This is a genomic window from Vibrio ouci (assembly GCF_004551525.1).
GTDB lineage: Bacteria > Pseudomonadota > Gammaproteobacteria > Enterobacterales > Vibrionaceae > Vibrio > Vibrio ouci.
In genome coordinates this window covers 89022-108840 of record NZ_SATR01000016.1, presented here as the reverse complement: position 1 = coordinate 108840, position 19819 = coordinate 89022, and the positions used below count along the sequence as shown (strand labels likewise).

Annotated in this window: 16 protein-coding genes and 1 pseudogene; 10 read left to right on the top strand and 7 right to left on the bottom strand. The window is 46.5% G+C overall.

Going from position 1 to position 19819, the window contains the following annotated elements; all coding sequences use genetic code 11:
* Positions 1-333: 333 nt before the first annotated feature.
* Positions 334-426 (top strand): annotated as a pseudogene (locus ELS82_RS26925) (VOC family protein); the annotation flags it as partial.
* Here the strand turns inward: ELS82_RS26925 and lhgD are convergent.
* Positions 421-1638 (bottom strand): L-2-hydroxyglutarate dehydrogenase, encoded by a 1218-nt coding sequence (lhgD, locus tag ELS82_RS12265; protein ID WP_134835725.1) that lies wholly within the window; start codon positions 1636-1638, stop codon positions 421-423. The pseudogene ELS82_RS26925 and the gene lhgD overlap by 6 nt on opposite strands.
* A gap of 215 nt (positions 1639-1853) precedes the next feature.
* On the opposite strand from lhgD, the gene ELS82_RS12260 reads away from it, so the two are divergent.
* The 3 genes from ELS82_RS12260 (at position 1854) to ELS82_RS12250 (ending at position 5323) form a co-directional block, all read left to right on the top strand.
* Positions 1854-2813: an L-threonylcarbamoyladenylate synthase gene (locus ELS82_RS12260; RefSeq protein ID WP_134835724.1), complete on the top strand. Its 960-nt coding sequence runs from the start codon at positions 1854-1856 to the stop codon at positions 2811-2813.
* Positions 2814-3066: 253 nt separating this feature from the next.
* Complete coding sequence (locus ELS82_RS12255) at positions 3067-3819, top strand: 1-acylglycerol-3-phosphate O-acyltransferase (RefSeq protein WP_134835723.1); 753 nt, start codon at positions 3067-3069, stop codon at positions 3817-3819.
* 187 nt (positions 3820-4006) lie between these two features.
* A complete protein-coding gene (locus tag ELS82_RS12250) occupies positions 4007-5323 on the top strand; it encodes an MBL fold metallo-hydrolase RNA specificity domain-containing protein (protein ID WP_134835722.1) in 1317 nt (438 codons plus the stop codon).
* A 67-nt stretch (positions 5324-5390) separates the two neighbouring features.
* Here the strand turns inward: ELS82_RS12250 and ELS82_RS12245 are convergent, their stop codons facing one another.
* Positions 5391-6251: an MBL fold metallo-hydrolase gene (locus ELS82_RS12245; RefSeq protein ID WP_134835721.1), complete on the bottom strand. Its 861-nt coding sequence runs from the start codon at positions 6249-6251 to the stop codon at positions 5391-5393.
* A 110-nt stretch (positions 6252-6361) separates the two neighbouring features.
* Between ELS82_RS12245 and ELS82_RS12240 the strand changes: the two genes are divergently transcribed.
* The 4 genes from ELS82_RS12240 to ELS82_RS12225 all read left to right on the top strand — a co-directional run bounded on the left by ELS82_RS12240 (position 6362) and on the right by ELS82_RS12225 (position 10189).
* Positions 6362-7255 (top strand): LysR family transcriptional regulator, encoded by an 894-nt coding sequence (locus ELS82_RS12240; RefSeq protein WP_134835720.1) that lies wholly within the window; start codon positions 6362-6364, stop codon positions 7253-7255.
* A gap of 164 nt (positions 7256-7419) precedes the next feature.
* The gene (locus ELS82_RS12235) at positions 7420-8694 is read left to right on the top strand and encodes a hemolysin family protein (RefSeq protein ID WP_134835719.1); all 1275 of its coding nucleotides are present in this window, start codon (positions 7420-7422) and stop codon (positions 8692-8694) included.
* 77 nt (positions 8695-8771) lie between these two features.
* Positions 8772-9497, top strand: coding sequence for a DUF3581 domain-containing protein (locus ELS82_RS12230; protein ID WP_134835718.1), 726 nt, complete (start codon positions 8772-8774; stop codon positions 9495-9497).
* A 155-nt stretch (positions 9498-9652) separates the two neighbouring features.
* Entirely contained in the window at positions 9653-10189 is a 537-nt protein-coding gene (locus tag ELS82_RS12225; protein WP_134835717.1) for a hypothetical protein, read from the top strand.
* 14 nt (positions 10190-10203) lie between these two features.
* Here ELS82_RS12225 and ELS82_RS12220 read toward each other — a convergent pair whose 3' ends face one another.
* Both ELS82_RS12220 and ELS82_RS12215 read right to left on the bottom strand, forming a co-directional pair.
* On the bottom strand, positions 10204-11181 hold the full coding sequence (locus ELS82_RS12220) for an ion channel (RefSeq protein ID WP_134835716.1): 978 nt from the start codon (positions 11179-11181) through the stop codon (positions 10204-10206).
* 99 nt (positions 11182-11280) lie between these two features.
* Complete coding sequence (locus ELS82_RS12215; protein ID WP_134835715.1) at positions 11281-12168, bottom strand: LysR substrate-binding domain-containing protein; 888 nt, start codon at positions 12166-12168, stop codon at positions 11281-11283.
* Positions 12169-12272: 104 nt separating this feature from the next.
* On the opposite strand from ELS82_RS12215, the gene ELS82_RS12210 reads away from it, so the two are divergent.
* Positions 12273-13523, top strand: coding sequence for a D-amino acid dehydrogenase (locus ELS82_RS12210; RefSeq protein WP_134835714.1), 1251 nt, complete (start codon positions 12273-12275; stop codon positions 13521-13523).
* A 292-nt stretch (positions 13524-13815) separates the two neighbouring features.
* Positions 13816-15354: an alanine/glycine:cation symporter family protein gene (locus tag ELS82_RS12205; RefSeq protein WP_134835713.1), complete on the top strand. Its 1539-nt coding sequence runs from the start codon at positions 13816-13818 to the stop codon at positions 15352-15354.
* A 130-nt stretch (positions 15355-15484) separates the two neighbouring features.
* Here the strand turns inward: ELS82_RS12205 and ELS82_RS12200 are convergent, their stop codons facing one another.
* The 3 genes from ELS82_RS12200 to ELS82_RS12190 all read right to left on the bottom strand — a co-directional run bounded on the left by ELS82_RS12200 (position 15485) and on the right by ELS82_RS12190 (position 19811).
* Positions 15485-16078, bottom strand: a complete 594-nt coding sequence (locus ELS82_RS12200) for an acetate uptake transporter (RefSeq protein WP_053440589.1) — start codon at positions 16076-16078, stop codon at positions 15485-15487.
* 291 nt (positions 16079-16369) lie between these two features.
* Positions 16370-18073, bottom strand: a complete 1704-nt coding sequence (locus tag ELS82_RS12195; protein WP_134835712.1) for a glycoside hydrolase family 19 protein — start codon at positions 18071-18073, stop codon at positions 16370-16372.
* 211 nt (positions 18074-18284) lie between these two features.
* Positions 18285-19811, bottom strand: coding sequence for a Na+/H+ antiporter NhaC family protein (locus ELS82_RS12190; protein WP_134835711.1), 1527 nt, complete (start codon positions 19809-19811; stop codon positions 18285-18287).
* Positions 19812-19819 lie beyond the last annotated feature (8 nt).

Here is a 19819-nt window from a genome sequence, read left to right as displayed (position 1 = left end):
GTATTACTCGCTGCAAAACAGCGAAAACCTGAACGATGGACTGGTGATATCAGGAACTGTAAGCCAGTTGGCGAAGTCCACCTAAATCCAGAAAGAGAAGCTGCTTAATAAGCGAGCAAATGATGGCAACTATCTTGAAAAACACCGCCTTCTTATTTGTCTTTATTGGTTCGCCACTAATCAATATCCATGGACGGTACAATAAGCGCACATCGTTCTAGATTTGTCAGCCCCCTAAGCTTTGTTTTGCTGGTAGCATGTGCGGCACGAGCTTATATAGCGGTTAAACAGCTGAGTAACTACCTTGAGTAACACAATATTACGACCAATGACTTTTTCGAGCGATACGGCGCACAAGGCTTTGGCCGCTCTATCTATATTGAAGATCCTGAAGGGAATGTGGTTGAGCTAAAACCGCAGCTATAGATTTTGTTTGTCTGCGATCTTATCGCAAATATAGCCACCAATCGGGATAGCAGAAGTCGCGGCTGGCGAGGGCGCATTACAGACATGTAAAGAACGCGGGCTTTCGGCAAACAAAAAGTCATGCACTAAGCTGCCATCTTTAAGCACAGCTTGCGCCCTTATACCTGCGGGATACGGCTGCAAATCTTCAATCTCTATCTGTGGGCAGTATTTGTTAACCAGCTTGAGGTAGCCCGCTTTCGACCACGAGTTTTTAAACTCCACCAGCCCGGTTTTAAAATGCTTAGCCGTAACCTTCCAAAAACCGGTAAAGCTCAGCATCTCTAGGGTATCTTTGAGATCAAAGTTAAATCGCCCATACCCTTCTCGCTTGAAGCCTTGCACTGCGTTCGGCCCAACGGTGACGCTACCATCAATCATTCGAGTTAAATGCACACCCAAGAACGGTAAATCTGGATCAGGGATTGGGTAGATAAGGTGTTTCACCACTTGGTTATGCTTGGCAGGCAGTTGGAAGTATTCACCGCGATAAGGAATGATTTGAAAGTCGGTTTCAAGCCCCATCATCTTAGTGATTCTATCGGCCATCAAACCAGAACATGACACCAAGAAGCGTCCGCTTAAAATGGTCGATTGCGATTGACTTTGAACCTTCACTTCAACGCGATCTGCATGTTCACTAATACCAATCACTTCGCTACTTAGCTGTATCTCGCCGCCCGCTTGTTGGAACTCCTGCGCCATGGCTTGGGTCACTTTACGATAGTCGACAATACTGGTGGCAGAGACTGCAATCGCGCCGAGCCCAGTGATGTTCGGCTCCCTGCGCTTTAACTCTTGCTGAACAATCAACTCGACATCAATTTGGTTGTCTTGGCAGCGTTTGAATAGTGCATTCATACGCTCGACTTCTTGGGGTGTGGTTGCAACTAATAGCTTGCCGCAATTCTCAACCGCAATAGAATGCTTGCGGCAAAACTCGATGGTCGCCGCAACGCCCGCTTTACAAAACTCAGCTTTTAAACTGCCAGGTGCGTAATAGACTCCAGCGTGAATCACGCCACTGTTATGCCCTGTTTGGTGAGACGATAAGCTTTGCTCTTTCTCAAGCAGCAAAATCGAGCTATTTGGATGACGTTGCTGTAACTGCCAAGCCGTCGACACGCCAACAATCCCGCCGCCAACAACAATATAATCGTAAGTCTGCTTCAATTTCTTGTCCCTTTTGGCTCAATTAAGCGTATCGGCTAGCAAGCTTTCACGCGTAGAGAAACTTTCTTGGCCACTAAATAGTTGAAAGTAGTCGTTATATAGCGAAATATTATCAATCGATACAATTCATGTTCAATTAAACATCGAAACTTTGTGAAACATGGTTAAAATAGCCGGCTCAGATTTTTATCCATCGGTTCTTTGAGGAAGAGACATTGAAGACGCAACACCTTTCAGCAAGCAATAGTAAAGATATTGAACAAGCCAAAGAGATCCTCGCTTCTGGCGAACTTGTTGCGATTCCGACCGAGACCGTTTATGGCCTTGCTGCCGATGCTTCAAACCCTGAAGCAGTGAAAAAGATCTTTGCTGCCAAAGGCCGCCCAGCCAATCACCCGCTGATCGTGCACATCGGCAGTGTGGAGCAATTGACTGACTGGGCAACAGATATTCCTCAAGAAGCTTATACGATTGCCAGCGCTTACTGGCCGGGCCCTGTTACGTTACTACTCAACAAAGCAGAGCAAGCAACGCCAGTGGTAACCGGTGGTCTAGACACCATTGGTATTCGCATGCCAGCGCACGATGTGTTTGCATCGCTATTATCTTCAGGTATGGCGGTGGCGGCTCCATCAGCAAACCCATACAAAAAGCTAAGCCCCACTTCCGCCGAGCATGTGATGAACTCGCTAGGTGGCAAGATTGCTGCGGTACTTGAAGGTGGCGATTGTGTTCACGGCCTAGAGTCGACCATTATCGACCTGACTCAAAAGCCATTTCGAGTTCTTCGCACAGGCCCAGTGACGGCTACACAACTAGCTGAAACTTTAGGTGAAGAAGTTCTTGCGCCTAAAGCTCACGCGGTTGCAGTGCCTGGTAATGTCACTAGCCATTATCAACCGAACACTAAAGTTCGCTTGGTTGATCTTAGCGATATTGAATCAGCAAACGGCAATAACATCGCTTGTTTACACTATTCAGCAATTGAAGCCTCACTGGGCTTTAAATCTAAGCTAATGCCACAAGATGTTGCGCAGTACTCGCATGATCTTTACCGCGCGCTTGATGAAGCCGATAAATGGGGCTGTGATGAAATCTGGGTCGAGCGCCCACCAGTAAGCGAAGAGTGGTTTGCGGTTCATGACCGCTTGAATCGAGCTCAATCTAAGCTGTAATCATTCTAAGCCCAGTTCATGCTGGGCTTTTTATTTTATCATCACTAGCAAACTCCCCTTAGCTTTGACTCAGCGAACAAGTGTTCACCTTTTTCTTTTTAAAAGAATGAGTTAAATACGATATCTGGCTATTTTTCGATCCCACTTCACACCTTTTCATCGTCTAACTAAACCTCACGCCAAAAATGTTGCAATTTAGTTAACTAGACCTAAGACTCTAAATTCACCGATAGGTTTAATCGAGGAGTGTGTTGTGCTGACTATTATTCGTCTTATCTTGGCTGGGATCTTTGTGGTGTTTACCACCCTATTTGCTTTGCTGTACTGCCTGTTTAGCCCAAGAAATCCCAAGCACGTTTACTTCTTTTGTCGCTGGTTTAATCAACTGCATAAACTGGTCGGTATTGAACTTATCCAGCGTGGATTGGAGCATGCGCCGACGCCAAACAATAGCGTGTATATCTCTAACCATCAGAGCGTCTATGACTTTGTCACCTCACCGGGAATGTTACGACCGCGCACGGTTTCATTGGGTAAAAAAGAGCTGATTTGGGTACCGTTTTTCGGTCAACTGTATTGGATTACCGGCAACATCTTGATTGATCGCCAAGATAAGTCCAAAGCGCGCGACACGATTAAACAAGTCGCCGAAGCGATCCACCAGCGAGATCTATCAGTTTGGGCTTATCCTGAAGGAACGCGCAGTAAAGGGCGTGGGCTATTGCCATTTAAGACGGGCGCTTTTCGTATGGCGATTGAAGCGGGTGTGCCAATTACGCCAATGGTAGTCAGTACCACCCACAATAAGATCAACTTGAATCGCCGTAACAATGGCGTTGTGATTACTGAAATGCTTGAACCTATTGATGTCACGGGCTATACCATCAATGATGCGCGCGCCTTGGCCGATCATTGTCATCAATTAATGGCACAAAAGATTTCTGAGCTTGATGCAGAAGTCGCGCAACTTGAAGCGCAAAAGCAGCCAACACAAGCGCCTCAGTAGATAACTCTGCTCTCAGTAGACAACTCAGCACTCAGTAGGAAAGCAATAGCGAATCACTCGCAGATAACCTACTGAGAAATCGATAAATTACTTTGAAAACTGCTAAGCCCTCGCATTTCTCGTTCAGCGACTTGTCGTAAAATAGCTTTGTCGGCACTGTCGTAGCGAAATTTTGCGAGGGGGTTACATGGAAATCATTCATCATGGTGGCAAGCACACCATCACCGGCTCTTGCCATGAGTTAAGAGATGAACATCAAGCGATTCTCATCGACTGTGGCTTATTCCAAGGTGCCGATGCTCGCCCGCTTGAGGTTGAATTTACTACCTCACATATCAACGCCTTAGTCATTACCCACGCGCACATTGACCATATAGGTCGCCTGCCTTGGTTGCTGGCGACTGGGTTCAATCAGCCTATCTATTGCAGTGAAGCCACTGCTGAGCTTATTCCGTTAATGCTCGAAGACAGCTTAAAACTTCAACTTGGGTTAAAACCCAAACAGGCGCAGCGGGTACTCAATAAGATCCGTAAGTTGCTTAAGCCGCAGCCATATAATCAGTGGATTGAGCTAGAGCCCGTATTACCAAACTCAATGGCAATCCGTTTCCAACCTGCAGGGCACATACTAGGTTCTGCCTACATTGAAGTGCGTTTAGCCAATCAAGAGGTAGTGGTTTTTTCTGGAGATTTAGGTCCGAGTAACACGCCTTTATTGCCCGACCCATTACCTCCTGAGCGAGCGGATTACCTGCTGATTGAAACCACCTATGGTGACAAACCGCATGATGATATTGCCACTCGCTCTAAGCGGCTAAAAGCGATCATTGATCGCTCACTTGAAGATGGTGGCACTATATTAATTCCCGCCTTTAGCGTCGGGCGAACTCAAGAGCTGCTGTTTGATATTGAACAACTGATTCATGATCACCAAATCGACATTTCAATTCCGATCATTTTGGACTCACCAATGGCGCAGCGCGTGACCCGCTCTTATCGACGTTTCAAACAACTTTGGGGACAAGAAGCTAAGCAGCGCCTTAAGATGCACCGCCACCCGCTGGCTTTTGAGCAATGCATTACGGTAGAAGATTACCGCACACACCAAAGGTTGGTTAATCGGCTGCAATCCACAAGGGAGGCGGCGATAGTGGTTGCCGCATCTGGTATGTGCCAAGGTGGCCGAATCATGGATTATCTTAAAGCGTTGTTACCCGATGAGCGCACCGATGTCTTACTTGCGGGTTATCAAGCAGAAGGAACGTTAGGAAGAGCAATTCAGTCTGGCGCAATGGCGGTAGAGATTGATCAACAAGAAGTCGAAGTAAATGCGCAGATTCATACCATGTCTGGTTACTCTGCTCATGCAGACAAAGACGATTTACTTCGCTTTGTTCAAGGTATTGAACCTAAGCCAAAAACGGTGCATTTGATTCATGGTGAGCCAAATACTCAGGACACCTTCGCTAGCACGCTGAAACAGCTCGGTTACCATGTCGTTTAGTTAGGCTAATCTGCTTGCGAGTGAGCTTGGCAGATTTACCAAGCTCGCCCTATCAAGTTAGTTTCGCTCACCAAGTCGTCTCTTTTTTATGTACTTGCGCGCCAAGCTCTAAACTAAAATTGGAACCCAATTTCGGGTAGTGCTTTACCATCGAATCAATCAGCTCAGCACTGTTGGCACTGCTCTGTTTTGCCTGCTCAAAACGCTCAATCCATTTATAGGTATAACGGATAGTGCTGGCATCGAGCTTGCCTTGAACCGTCATATGGCCCGGCACGACAAATTTCGGCTTAAGCGCGAGCATCTCTTGCAGTTGCGCCATCCAAGCATCCACTTCTTGGCTTGATTGCGTATCGGCCATCCACACATGCATACCTTCGACAATACCAACATTACCTAAAATAGCTTTTTCACTCGGAACCCAAAGATAAGGTCGATGAGCAAGCACACCATCTAGACCGCGTATCTCGACCACTTCACCATCCACTTTGATCTCTTTGGCATCAATAGCCGTTGGCAGTTGCGGGTTAGTCGGTGCGTTTAAGCCCATCTTCGGCCCCCAAAAGCTCACTTTCTTTTCGAGCTTTTTGGCAATCGCCTCACGTACCGCAGGCGTAGTGACAACATTGGCTTCAGGAAAGATTTCCAGCAGTTGCTCTGCGCCAAAGTAGTAGTCTGGATCGGCTTGGCTGATAAAAATGGTTTTCAAAGGTTTGCCCGCATCCAATATTTTAGCTGCGATACGCAGTGCATCCGCTTTGGTAAAGCCGGTATCAATAAGTAATGTTTCCGTTTCACCAATTACTAAGGTCGAGGTGACGTTAAAACTGTTGTCGTCCGCGTTGTAGACCTCAAAGTTTAAATCGGCACTTGCTATTGAAGAGTATGTCGCGGCTAGCAGTAAGCTAAGGGTAGTAAAGGCTTTCATAATCGCTCCTGATTTGATGTTGTTTTGTTCAGTGGCAATCATGTTAGCGACTGGTTTTATTTCGAAATAGAGCCTATTCTTTGCATCATTATTTCTTAAACCGAGCAGATATGGATAAGTTAACCGCAGCAAAAGTGATGCTGGATGTGGCGCAAACTGAAAGCTTTACCGCGACGGCAGACAGGCTCGATATGTCTCGGCCGATGGTGACCCGATACGTTGAAGCAGCAGAAAGCTGGCTTGGTTCGCGACTACTTCAGCGCACCACACGCAAGGTGTCATTAACCAGCGCGGGGGAACAATTATTACCGAAGCTGCAATCATGGGTCGATGAGGCGCAGAAAATGGAAGAGAGCTTGATGCCCACGCATGCCATTAGTGGCCTTGTTCGGGTCTCTGTCAGTATGTCTTTTGGCTTTTCACAGTTAATGCCAGCGCTAGAGAAATTTCGTCAGCAATACCCAGCGGTTAAGTTAGATATCGATGCACAAGACAGAGCCGTTGATATGGTAGCCGAGCGTATTGATTTGGCGATTCGTACCACCAACGATCCTAATCCTGCTTTGATCGGGCGACCATTTTCCGTCTGTCACTCAAAACTGGTTGCCTCACCTGAGTATTTGTCTGCCCACCCAGAGAGCCAAGCGCCGCAAGATCTAATCCATCACCAATGCCTTGGCTACAAGAACTTTGGTCGTCATATCTGGCAGCTAACTCAGAACGGAGAAAGGCAAGATATCGAGGTAAATTGCGATATCACCGCCAATGAAGCCACCGTATTACTGCATGGCTCATTAGCCAATATGGGCATCTCAATGCAGCCTGATTACCTTGCCGACGAATGGCTCAAGCAAGGCAAATTGGTTTGGGTACTGCCAGAGTGGCAATTGATGTCGCTGCAAATGTATCTGCTTTATCCGTCGCGCAAGCATCTCTCTATGCCAGTTCGAGCCTTGATTGATTTCTTATTGGATTATTTTGATCACGCCTCTAACGGTTCATGATCAATACAACCTGCCCGCCATTTTTATGGTTGGGCAGCCAATTTTCTCCCATAACATTTGCTAATCGTCACCTTAAAAACAATTAGGTCTGGTGGTTAAATAATCGATATCTTTTCCCCTGAGCTATGGCTATGCTGAGAAGGTGTATATCACTGGAACAATTAATGGACATTTTCATACTGGTGGGGCTTATCACCCTAAACGGCATTTTTGCCATGTCAGAACTTGCGCTTGTCGCAGCTAAGTCGAGCCGTCTTAAAAAGCTCGCTGAAACTCAATCTTCCGCTCAACTCGCTCTCGAATTAAAAAATAATCCGACTCGCTTTTTATCTACTATCCAAATCGGCATCACCGCGATTGGTATCCTTAGTGGTATTTTCGGTGAAGCAACGCTATCAGGCCCATTCGCTCAGTGGCTAATCCAACAAGGCTTCGAAGCTGATCTCGCCTCTATTGTCGCAACGGCAAGTGTGGTGGTTATCATTACCTACTTTGCGATTGTGGTCGGTGAGCTAGTACCTAAGCGCTTTGCCCAACGTAACGCCGAACGTATTGCTGTGATTGTTGCCTACCCGATTCATTGGCTGGCAATCCTAACCACTCCGTTTGTGGTGCTACTGAGCGTCTCAACCGATGCGCTGTTAAAGCTGTTTCGTCAGCATGGTGATGATAACGATCAGGTTACTGAAGAAGATATCTTTGCGGTCATGACCGAGGGCTCTGAGTCAGGCGCGATAGAGCCGCAAGAACAAGAGATGATCCAAAACATCCTCTATCTTAACGACCGCTTAGTGACATCACTGATGACGCCTCGTTGCGATATGGACTTTCTGGATGTTGAACAGCCAATTGAGCAAATCCTCAAACGTATTCGTCAGACTCAGCACTCGGTTTGGCCTGTCTGTCATGGCGGTTTAGATAAGATCATCGGCACGATCTCATCGAAAGTATTGCTCGACCAATATGAAGCGTTGTCGACCACTAAAATAGTTAAACTGGTCAGAAAGCCGCGCTATTTCCCTGAATCGATGAAAGGCTTACCGCTGTTGAATCAGATGCAGAGAAACAACTGTGAGATGGCGTTTATTGTCGATGAATATGGCGATATTCAAGGTATTGTTACTCACTACGATATTTTGAAATCGGTCGCAGGTGAACTTGGTCTGGCACCGCAACATGTATGGGCAAGACAGCGTCAAGATGGCAGTTGGTGGATGGATGCATTAATCCCTCTTAATGAGCTTAAACGCCGCCTAGATATTGTTTCAATTGAAGGTGAAGAGAGTGAAGGCTTCCAAACCTTAAATGGTTACATCACTTGGAAAGCGGGCAAAGTGCCGCTGTGTGGCGAAGTGATTGTCTGCGATGAGTGGCAGTTTGAAGTATTGGCTGTAACCTCGAGTCGAATCTTGCAGGTTAAAGTTTCGTCAATTCTTTAGTGATTCATCTGGATAGACCATTTAATAGCATAGCTTCATGTATACTGCGCGGCAGTTATAGCCACATGAATAAAAGTATGTTTCTTACACCTTATTTTTCACAAGATAACAATCAGTTCCAGTTCACTCGCCAACAAGCAAGTCACTTTGCTAAAAAGGTAGCGGGAGACTTTAACCCTATCCACGATGAAGATAGCAAACGCTTCTGTGTGCCAGGTGATCTACTTTTTGCTGTTCTACTAAGCAAAGAAGGCATCAGCCAAAAAATGCGTTTTGATTTCTCGGGTATGGTGAGCGATAGCGTATCTCTATCAGTTGAAAATAAGTGTGCTAAAGAAAGTGCGTTAGTCGATGCTAATGCGAAAGAGTACTTACACATGTCGCGTGAAGGCGAAGTCAGCAACAACCCAGCGTTCATTGAACACGTCGTAACAAGCTACGTTCAGTTCTCTGGTATGAACTTCCCACACATCATGGTTCCGCTAATGGAAGAGCAGCAGATGATGATCAACTGCCAGCGCCCATTAGTGATCTACGAAAGCATGGAAGTGGAGTTCTCTCGTTTAGACCTAACCCATCCTGAAGTCGTGTTTGCTGGAGCAACATTCGACGTAGAAGGTAAGCGTGGTCTTGTAACGCTAAACTTCGACTTCAAAGAGAATGGCGAGATCGTCGGTAAAGGCTTAAAGCGCATGGTAGCAAGCGGTCTAAAACCTTACGACCAAGCGGCTGTTGATGATTTAGTCGAGCGCTTCAACGCTCGTAAAGATGCTTTCTTAGCGGAATTTGCTACTGCAGCATAATAAAATTTAGGTTACCAGATCGCTGATTTGGTAACCTTTTTCTTATCTAATCCTTGATACTGCGCCAACTGGTTCAAACTATTTAGCGTAACTTCTAGCTCCACTGCCTCTTCTCCGCTAGCCTCTGTGATATCTCCATCTTCCAATAAAGTATCATGACCGCGAGCACTCTCTACGCTGCACCTATTTTGCAGTTTACCCAAACCGACACATCATCCATATTGACGCCATTCCCATCAGAGCAAAACAGCCAATGGTCAGCGACAATTGAGTTATTGAAGCAGCAAATCGAGCAACTGCCGCACTTAGCTGGTGACGTTATTCTTGAGTTTACTAATCAGGCCACCACTTCGGTCAGCTCAGTGATTATTTTGTACCGTGGGTTGGTGTTTGTTGTCGCGGTTGGCTGTAAAGCGAGTGACTATCAGCCTGAGGTGTTGGCTGCGCTACACCAACAGGCAAACGAGTTAAAACAACATCACTTAGCCAGTGAGCGTAAGTTTATTATTCCGGTCAGTATTGAGACTCACGCCTCCCCGCAAGGCGACGCGATTGTTGTCTCGGAAGATTTAGTCGCACAAACCATGTGTGACAATGGCCAGCACTTGGCGGCGCTGATTGAGCACTTTTCTAACCAATACAAAGACGATCAAATCATTCTCTCTGATTGGTTGGCCAGCGGCTTTAAATAACCCGCAACCTTAACTCAGCGGGTCATTTTCTTAACAAAGACCACCACAAACAGCGCCATGGTAAAGCTGCCTAAGAACGCTTCGCAGGCAGCGATAAACCTCGCTAACCCTACGGGGGATATATCTCCGTAGCCCAAGGTGGTGAAAGTCACGACACTGAAATAGAGCGAGTTAAGAAACTCTAACGCGTAAAACTTCCAACCACTCACTCCCTCATAAATCGGGTGTGCGCCAGTGGTGTCTAAAAAGAAGTAAGCCAGCGCGCAGACCAAAATTAAAAAAATCGAAAAGCCGACCACACGAATTGGGTCTTCCCCATAGCCACAAAATACGTCCACCAGCTTTGAGATCCCGCGCTTAATACTAAACAGCGGCATTTGATAACGGCGGAAACGCATTTCTCGTTTAAAGAAATCGCCGGCCATTTCAAACAAACCTTGCTTCTCGCATTGTTTGCGGATGTTTCGACACACCTCTTCCGCTTCTTGGCAATACATCACCGATTCTTTGCATTTATGACCCCGAATCGCACGTCTCGCTGCCCTTTCTTGCTTGAGGTCACCTCCCCACTCAATGTTCTCCAACTTAGCGCGAGAGAGCGAAGCGCCAAGCAAATTGCAATTATCTAACTTGGCGCAATGTAAGTTCGCACCAATTAGCTTGGCTTTCATTAAAGATGAGCCACGTAAATCTAAGCCAAAAAAATGAGCATCGGTTAAATTTGCTCGATAGAAGTCTACGTCTCGACATAGATAACCTTTTTTACTGCCGCGGTTTACTAAATTGAGATCTTCTAGATTTGTTCTTGCCAACTGAAATCCGTCTAAAGGTTTACCTGCTGCGGCCCATTGCTCAACCTTGTCTTTTATATCATCTTTGCTTTTATCGACTTTTGGATCATGCCAGTAACAGAGTCCTGACTCACCACTAGGTTGATCGCAGCACCAGCCATCAGGGTTTTGATAGCTGCATCGGCCTTGATGAGATTCCATAATGCGCTGCCCCTACATTCGCTTGATTTGATTAAGGCAGAATCAAGCTCACTACTAAGTGTAGTGGGTGCATATGGGCACGCCATTGATATTTACAAATTAATCAATAACAACTTGTTCTCTCAACCAATTTTTAAATAAGCGCGTATAAGGGTTATCGGTATGGGTTAAAACAAAGTAGCCTGCATTGGCCGAGATGGCCGCAAACGGGGCCACTAAGCGCCCTTCTTTTAGCTCATTACTCAGTAGTGCAGTTCGGGCAAGCGCAATACCCACCCCAGCCTCTGCCGCAGACATCGCCATATCGGTACGATTAAAGAAATGGCCTTGGTTAGTCTCAAAACTCAACCGTTGCTGCTTAGCCCAATAGTGCCATTCATGATCTTTCGCCGCGCTGGCCCATGGCATCACATCATGCAGCAGCACGACCTCTCTCCAACTGGCGTTGTCTAATTGCACTGGATGAGATTGTTGATAGCTGGGGCTCATTACCGGTATCAAAGACTCAGCCATCAGCAACTCTGCAGTTTGGTACTTGTAAGGTATCGGCCCATAGTCAATCGCGATATCAAAGTTGCGGTTGTCACTATCAACCAACGCCCCTTCAGCAAAGGTATGTATTTGCACATCAGGGTAGAGTTTGTGGAATTTATCCAAGCGAGGGACAAGCCATTTAAAAGCAAAAGATGGCGTCAGTTTTAATCGGATCTGCTTGCGCTCAGACACATGAGTCAGCTGGAAAACATTCTCTTCAATTGCCGCTAAGTGATGACTGGTTGATTCGACTAGCTTACTGCCCTGCTCTGTCAATCGTATGCCGCGAGCATGACGCTCAAATACCGAAAAACCAAGCTTATCTTCTATCTGTTGCAACTGCTGACTTACCGCCCCAACGGTTAAGCTCAGCTCTTTCGCGGCGCTGGTTAAGCTTTGGTGACGGGCGACGATACAGACTAGGTTCACCCCTTGCAGAATGGCTGATTTCATAACGAGCCTTTAAAAAAACTAAAACCTAACATCAATTCTTATCGATTGTTAAACGAATGTAAATTACCGATGCTAAGCAAAATTTAATAGTGTGAGAATCAAACGTGAAAGTCGTTGTTTTAGGAAGTGGTGTCGTAGGGCTAACCAGCGCATGGTATTTATCTCAAGCGGGGTTTGAAGTAACGGTTATCGACAGACAAGCCAGATCCGCCGAAGAGACAAGCTTTGCCAATGCAGGTCAAATCTCCTATGGCTACTCTTCCCCATGGGCAGCGCCCGGTATTCCGACCAAAGCAATAAAGTGGCTCTTTGAGCAACATGCTCCGCTAAAAATTAAGCCAAACCTAAGTCCAGAATTAGTCGGTTGGGCAACCAGAATGCTCGCGAATTGCCAACTTGATAAATACCGAATCAATAAGGCACGAATGCTGACCATCGCCAATCGCAGTCGAGAGTGTTTAGCAGAGTTAAATCACAAGCATCAATTGAACTACCAAGGCAAGACCCAAGGCACGCTGCAAATATTTCGCAAACAGACTCAGCTTACGGCGCTCAAAAAAGATATCGCCCTGCTAGAAGAAAGCGATACCCGCTACCAATTAATGTCGCCTGAAGAATGTTTAACTCAAGAGCCTGGGTTATCAAACATGCAAGGCAATCTTGTCGGCGGACTCTATTTGCCCGATGACGAAACGGGCGACTGCTACCTGTTTTGCCAACAATTGCAAAGTATGGCTGAACAAGCAGGCGTGCAATTTATGTTTAATACCGAGGTTGAGCAGTTACTCACTGACAATAAACGTGTTTGTGGCGTTAAAACATCACAAGGCATCATTGAAGCCGATAGCTATGTCATGGCTCTGGGAAGCTACTCTAAGCACCTTCTGCAGCCTCTTGGTATCGATATTCCCGTTTATCCGGTTAAAGGCTACTCATTAACCCTGCCGGTTGTTGACGAGGCCCATGCCCCTCACTCCACGATTATGGACGAAACGTATAAAGTCGCAGTGACTCGATTTGATCAGCGTATTCGAGTCGCAGGCACCGCCGAGCTCGCGGGGTTTGATCCTAGCTTGCCAGACAAGAGGTTAGCGACACTCAATCATGTTGTCCGTCAGCTCTTCCCTAAGGGCGTCGATTTCAGCCAAGCTGACTACTGGAGTGGCTTTCGTCCAATGACGCCAGATGGCACACCGATCATAGGACAAACCTCGTTTTCTAATCTGTATACCAATACGGGCCATGGCACGCTCGGTTGGACCATGGCTTGTGGTTCAGCCAACATTCTGACCGAGATCATTGCTACTCAAGGTCATAAGTCATTTTCTGAGCTGAGTGTCGAACGCTATCAATAGCCACTCACGATACAATTCACTCATATATCTCTCATAAACAAAATATATACAAATACGTCATTTGTGGTTTTTATGAATATAAAACACCACAAATGGCACTCAATACATCAGATACTCAGTCAACTCTCGCCTTTAAGAACTCTTACTCTAGTTTTTTAACAATTTTTTAGCACTTTGTGTTTCAGATCACGCTCAATAACATCAAAAGACAAGTAAATTAACAATTAAATTACAAGCAGGGTAATATCCTACTCAGAAAACAACCATTACAAAACAAACAGGGAAACTTCTTATGCAGTCAATTGTTGATTTTTTGAATGGAATCATCTGGAGCCCGGTATTGATTTACCTTTGCTTGGGCGCAGGTCTGTTCTACTCAGTCATGACACGATTTGTTCAAATCCGTCACTTCACTGAAATGTGGCGTCTACTTCTATCAGGTAAAAGCTCATCAAAGGGTATTTCATCGTTCCAGGCATTAGCGGTATCGCTATCTGGTCGTGTAGGTACAGGTAACATCGCAGGTGTTGCAGCGGCGATCGGTTTCGGTGGTCCAGGTGCAGTATTCTGGATGTGGGTGGTAGCCTTCTTCGGCGCGGCGACGGCATACGCAGAATCAACGCTGGCGCAGATTTACAAAGAAGAAGACAACGGCGAGTTCCGTGGCGGCCCTGCTTACTACATTGAAAAAGCAATGGGTCAAAAGTGGTACGCATGGATCTTTGCTATCGCGACTATCTTTGCTTGTGGTTTCTTACTACCGGGCGTTCAATCAAACAGTATTGGTAACGCAGTAGAAGCGGCATTCGGTTCTGGCGCAATGATTGAGACTGCAATCGGTACATTCAGCTTCGCTAAAATCCTAACAGGTACAATCATTGCTGTGATTCTTGCGTTCATCATCTTTGGTGGCGTTAAGCGTATCGCAAACTTCACTCAGATTGTTGTTCCTTTCATGGCGCTTGCTTACATCGTAACAGCGTTCATCATCGTCCTACTAAACATCGGTGAAGTGCCACGCGTATTCGCAATGATCGTTGGCGACGCATTCACTCCGATGGCGGGTGTTGGTGCTGCAATCGGTTGGGGTGTTAAACGTGGTGTTTACTCTAACGAAGCAGGTCAAGGTACAGGTCCTCACGCAGCGGCAGCAGCAAGTGTTGATCACCCAGCGCAGCAAGGTCTGGTACAGTCATTCTCTATCTACATTGATACGCTACTAGTATGTTCAGCAACCGCATTTATGATCATCATCACTGGTGCATACAACGTTCATGGCGCTGAAGGTTTCCTAGTGCAGAACGTAGCGGCTGATATCGCAGCAAATGGTCCAGTCTTTACGCAGATGGCTATCGAAAGTGCGCTACCGGGCATTGGTAAGCCGTTCATCGCTGTTGCGCTGTTCTTCTTCGCATTCACTACCATTCTTGCGTACTACTACATCGCAGAGACAAATATTGCGTATATCCGTCGTACCTTCAAAGTTAACGGCCTAATGTTCCTACTAAAAGTCGCATTAATCGCAGTTGTGTTCTACGGTACAGTTAAGACCGCAAACCTTGCATGGGCAATGGGTGATGTGGGTGTAGGCCTAATGGCGTGGCTAAACATCGTCGGCATCTTGATTATCTTCTTCATGTCTAAGCCAGCACTAAAAGCGCTGCATGATTACGAAGAGCAACAAAGAAAAGGTGTCACTGAGTACACATTTAACCCAGTGAAACTTGGTATCAAAGGCGCTGACTACTGGGAAGAGAAGTACCGTCGTAAGACAGGTAAAGAGCCAGAATCAGAACTAGATTCTAAACCGGTTGAACAACCTTCAACCTAATAGCGATAAGCTATAGATAAAAAGCAGTGGTAAGAAAAAGGGGTTAGCAAATGCTAACCCCTTTCGTATTAAGGTTCCCAATATCAGTTGTCGTACTTCAGGCGATTCGACAACTAAATTTTAAATTCAATTAAGCGGCAACTTGCTCTAGTTCAACTTGAGCTGATTTCTTCTCACCGATTGGCAGGATTGTACGGCCGTATTCGTTGTTAAGAACTTGAGCCATCGCAAAGTAGATTGCGCTTGCGCCACAGAAGATACCTTCTAGACCAGCGATTGTGCCAATCAGGTGGCTACCAGTGAAGTCACGTGCCGCAAGTAGGAAGAATAGGATCGTTAGTGAACCAAATACCACTTGTTTCGCTACTGGGTAGCATAGAGAGCCAACGAACATAAAGCCTGTGAAGATGCCCCATAGCGCAAGGTACCAACCCATGAAGCTTGCTGGGCTTGCTGGTAGACCCATGTAAGGCATCACGATCAAACCAACCAGTGTTAGCCAAAATAGACCGTATGAAGTGAACGCTGTAGTACCAAACGTATCACCACGTTTGAAACACATCATGCCAACAAGTACTTGGCTAAGACCACCATAAAAGATACCCATTGCTAGAATCATAGAATCCATTGGGAAAAAGCCTGCGTTGTGGATGTTTAGCAGGATGGTCGTCATACCGAAACCCATTAGGCCCAGTGGAGCCGGGTTTGCCAGTTTTGTTGACATTTTGCGCACCTTTAAAAAAAGTTAATAAAATTTACGCGCAGATTTTAGTGGCGTGAATGAAAAAAGATAGATCAAGGATTTGCAATCTAAGATTTCGTAAATCGCATGGTTAACTATAAAGAGTTACTTATCATTCAGACACTGAATGCACCGACCATTTGCCCCTAGCTCTACAGGCACAAAAACCCATACGGCAGAAACAAAAAAGCCGCTTAAGAACGATGAATGTCTTAAGCGGCAGATGAGTTACCGCAGGGCTACGCCGATATTAAATCAGACTTAGCTGCTGTATTACTGACAGGAGATTTCATCCCAGAACCAGTTCGATTGAACAGGTGATTCCCACACTCCTGGACCATTTTTGGCAATAAAGCACTTACCGTTATAAGTCACTTTATCACCATCTGCAGCCTGAGTTACCCCTGGCTCCCATTGAATAAAGCTATCTGGAACCGGTGTTGGGTCTGGCGTTGGTTCAGGATCCGGTGTTGGAGTTGGGTCCGGCGTCGGATCTGGTGTTGGATCAGGAGTAGGCTCAGGCGCTGGTTCAGTCGGCGTACCTGAGACTAATTCCCACGGTCCACCAAGAGCAGGGTCATCACCTTGAGTCCACCACTTCGCTTGATACGTCGCGCCTTTATATGTCACTTGATCACCCGAGTTATAGACCTTATTTGCGTCCCAATCTGTGCCTGTTCCCGGACCTGTGCCTGGGTCAACTGGATCAAGCTTGTCAACGATACGTACTTCAGGCCAGCTTGAGTGAGAACCATAGAAGTTGGTCACACACTTCTCGTAATCACCCGGAACCAAAGCTGAGTAAGCCGTTTGGAAACCCACCAGCTCACACTCAAATGAGTAACCTCCCGGACGGTCAGCATAGTACTTCCAGTTACCATCCCAGTTGGTGTAAAGCACATCTGTTGCGCCATTTAGGTTTAAACTACCGTAAGGTGTTTGCTGCCAACAGGTATTCTTCTCGTCCGCATCAAGTGGGATTTGATAGTGCGAAGATAACCCTTCCCAGTAACGAATGCGGTTGACTGGCTGACCCTTATCTTTGTTTTGCTCACCACACTCGATACCACCGTTGATAATATTGATTGTGGTACCAAAGCCGTAACCAATGCCAGCATCAATTTCACGCTGAGAAGGTGACCATGTTTTGTCGATCACATGCAACATAGCTGGTTTAGGTGCCTGCGGCGTTAAGAAGAACCAGATAGCAGACGCAAGGTTTAACCATGAGTCCGCAACTAAACCTGGGTTATTAAGCAAGACTGACGCGTCGCCATCAAACATGACCTCAGAGAATGCACCGTAGTTAAAGTGGTAAGAGAGCTGTTTTGCACCACGGCCAAAATAGCCTTGTCCCGCCGCACATGGCCACTTTTTATTCTGCCAATCATTCTGGCCACAACCTGTGGTGTAACCTTCTTGCCCTTCTGACCAGCCCATTTCACGCACGTGTACTAACGCTTGTTGCCACTCTTCCAGTCCTAGTGGGTTGTCCGAGGTATTATCTATCGCGATATGACCACCGGTCTCTTGAGCAAAGTGCGCAAACGCAGTGACAATAGAGCGCTTACAGATCGCATCAGAATCGCGGCCATCAGTATATTCAGCACAGAACGCAGGGAATTTACCAATCGCTCTTAAGAAACGTGTGTAGGTGTACTCTGGCGCCGCCATACCGGTTAGAAAATCCCACTCTGAACGAGGAAATACTCGCTCTGCTCGCTGGACGTTTTCAGGGTTTGTTGCAAGGCCAGAATCGATCGCCTCAACAACGCTGTTTGGGGCCGTACGCAGTGCTTGAGACCAGATTTGATACATAGGGTCAGCAGTTTTCTGACTTTCTACCGCCTGAACATCAGACCGAGCAATCACGTACCCTGTCGGGTTTTGTGGATCGGGTTGTATGTTCATCGTCGCCCAACTGGACGACGTGGCCGCTAACGAAAGTGCAGCGGTTAAGACGCTTACCTTTTTCATGGTACATTTCCTTGTGTTTTCAGCTGACAAAAGGTTAGGAAATACCGAAAAAATAAGCACGATGAATAACTTAAAGTTACGTCAAGATGCGACGCAATTTGAGCTTACAACAGAAGGAGTAACAAAGCTGAAAGTGCGAAATGAGGCGTGCCTCCAAAAATAAGGGCAGCGAAATCACTACCCTTATCTTGTCCAATTTTTGCTTACACGATTAGCTTTCTAGTGGCTTTAATGATTGCCCGCGACCAAAGCGAGTACGGCTAATCAGAAGATACAAAAACAGCTGCCCCGCCAATGCAAACAGCAATACCACTGGCGTTTCAATGATCCCTGCCACGACAAAGCTTGATAGTGCAATGGCTCCGTTGAGCAAAGCGTACGGCAGTTGGGTTTTAAAGTGTTCATATTGATTACACGCAGCCCCAGTAGAAGAGAGAATGGTGGTTTCAGAGATCGGTGAACAGTGGTCGCCAAACAAGCCTCCAGAGAGCACGGCACCAATACACACCAGCATTGGCGCATCAATCGCAACGCTAGTAGGAATAACAAGTGGCATCATAATCGCGAAGGTTCCCCATGAAGAGCCGGTCGCAAAAGAAATGATCGCAGCCAATAAGAACGCGACCGCTGGCAACAACCAAGTAGGGAACCCTGCTTGAGCCTGCTCTGCAATGTAAGCTGCAGCGCCTAACTCTTTACCAACTGAGCTTAACGCCCAAGCTAATACAAGGATCACCGCCACTGACATCATGCCCGACATGCCTTTTAAATAGACTTGAATACTGTCGGCCACTTTTCTCACCCCATAAAGCGCCATCAAGCTAACTAACGTGGCTGCTGCGAATAGATAAGCGGTCGACAGCGCAGCACGGAACGTGGAACCCGCCACTTTTTCAAATGGGAAACCTTGCGGAACTAACATGCTACATAACACTACTAGCATGACCAACAAAGGCGCCCAAACAAACGAAGCTTTAGCATTGTCATGTGAAAATGCTTGATGGATATCGGCTTGCTCGTGAATGGCAGTGTTTCCTTGTTGAGCGTTCCTTTCCGCCTGCGCCATTGGTCCAAAATCGCATTTTAAAATCGAGATTATTGGCACAATCGCAATCGCTAAAAATGCATAAAACTGATATGGGATAGCACCAATAAATGCATCCCAATCACTCATCGCGACATCAAGTTGCGAGAACTCTTTTTGAATCAGACCCATGATGTAAACGCCCCAACCAATAAAAGGGATAAGAATCGCAACAGGTGATGAGGTTGAGTCGATGATAAACGCTAGCTTCTGGCGTGAAAGTTTCAGCTTATCAAACAGAGGGCGAAAAACAGGACCAACGATAAGCGGTGTGCCAAGGTCTGAGAAGAAGATAACAATCCCGCCAAACCACGCAGAAAGCTGAGACTGGCATTTGCTCTTAACCCAGGTGGTAACACGCTCGGCAAAGGCTACGCCCCCACCCGACTTTTCCATTAAAGCGACGAAACCGCCGATAAATACCAGCAGTAATATCACCCCTGCATTGTAACTATCTGTCAGTTGCGGAAGTAAATAGCTTTTCATTAGCGCACCGAATGATTCGAGCGGGCCGCTATCAATAAAGGTTTTTTCGAGCATTGCGACGCCAGTCATGACACCGGCAAACAAGCCAATGACAACATTTCGAGTCGTTAGTGCGAGGGTTAAAGTGACCAGAATGGGCAATAAAGAGGTGAATTCAGCTTGTTCCATCAGCAAAT

Coding starts and splice junctions, on each gene's coding strand:
- ELS82_RS12245 (WP_134835721.1), bottom strand. CDS start 6,251: ATGAAAGCCTTTACTACCCTTAGCTTACTGCTAGCCGCGACATACTCT.
- ELS82_RS12240 (WP_134835720.1), top strand. CDS start 6,362: ATGGATAAGTTAACCGCAGCAAAAGTGATGCTGGATGTGGCGCAAACT.
- ELS82_RS12200 (WP_053440589.1), bottom strand. CDS start 16,078: ATGTCAACAAAACTGGCAAACCCGGCTCCACTGGGCCTAATGGGTTTC.
- ELS82_RS12230 (WP_134835718.1), top strand. CDS start 8,772: ATGTTTCTTACACCTTATTTTTCACAAGATAACAATCAGTTCCAGTTC.
- ELS82_RS12220 (WP_134835716.1), bottom strand. CDS start 11,181: ATGGAATCTCATCAAGGCCGATGCAGCTATCAAAACCCTGATGGCTGG.
- ELS82_RS12250 (WP_134835722.1), top strand. CDS start 4,007: ATGGAAATCATTCATCATGGTGGCAAGCACACCATCACCGGCTCTTGC.
- ELS82_RS12205 (WP_134835713.1), top strand. CDS start 13,816: ATGCAGTCAATTGTTGATTTTTTGAATGGAATCATCTGGAGCCCGGTA.
- ELS82_RS12235 (WP_134835719.1), top strand. CDS start 7,420: ATGGACATTTTCATACTGGTGGGGCTTATCACCCTAAACGGCATTTTT.
- ELS82_RS12225 (WP_134835717.1), top strand. CDS start 9,653: ATGACCGCGAGCACTCTCTACGCTGCACCTATTTTGCAGTTTACCCAA.
- ELS82_RS12190 (WP_134835711.1), bottom strand. CDS start 19,811: ATGGAACAAGCTGAATTCACCTCTTTATTGCCCATTCTGGTCACTTTA.
- ELS82_RS12195 (WP_134835712.1), bottom strand. CDS start 18,073: ATGAAAAAGGTAAGCGTCTTAACCGCTGCACTTTCGTTAGCGGCCACG.
- ELS82_RS12215 (WP_134835715.1), bottom strand. CDS start 12,168: ATGAAATCAGCCATTCTGCAAGGGGTGAACCTAGTCTGTATCGTCGCC.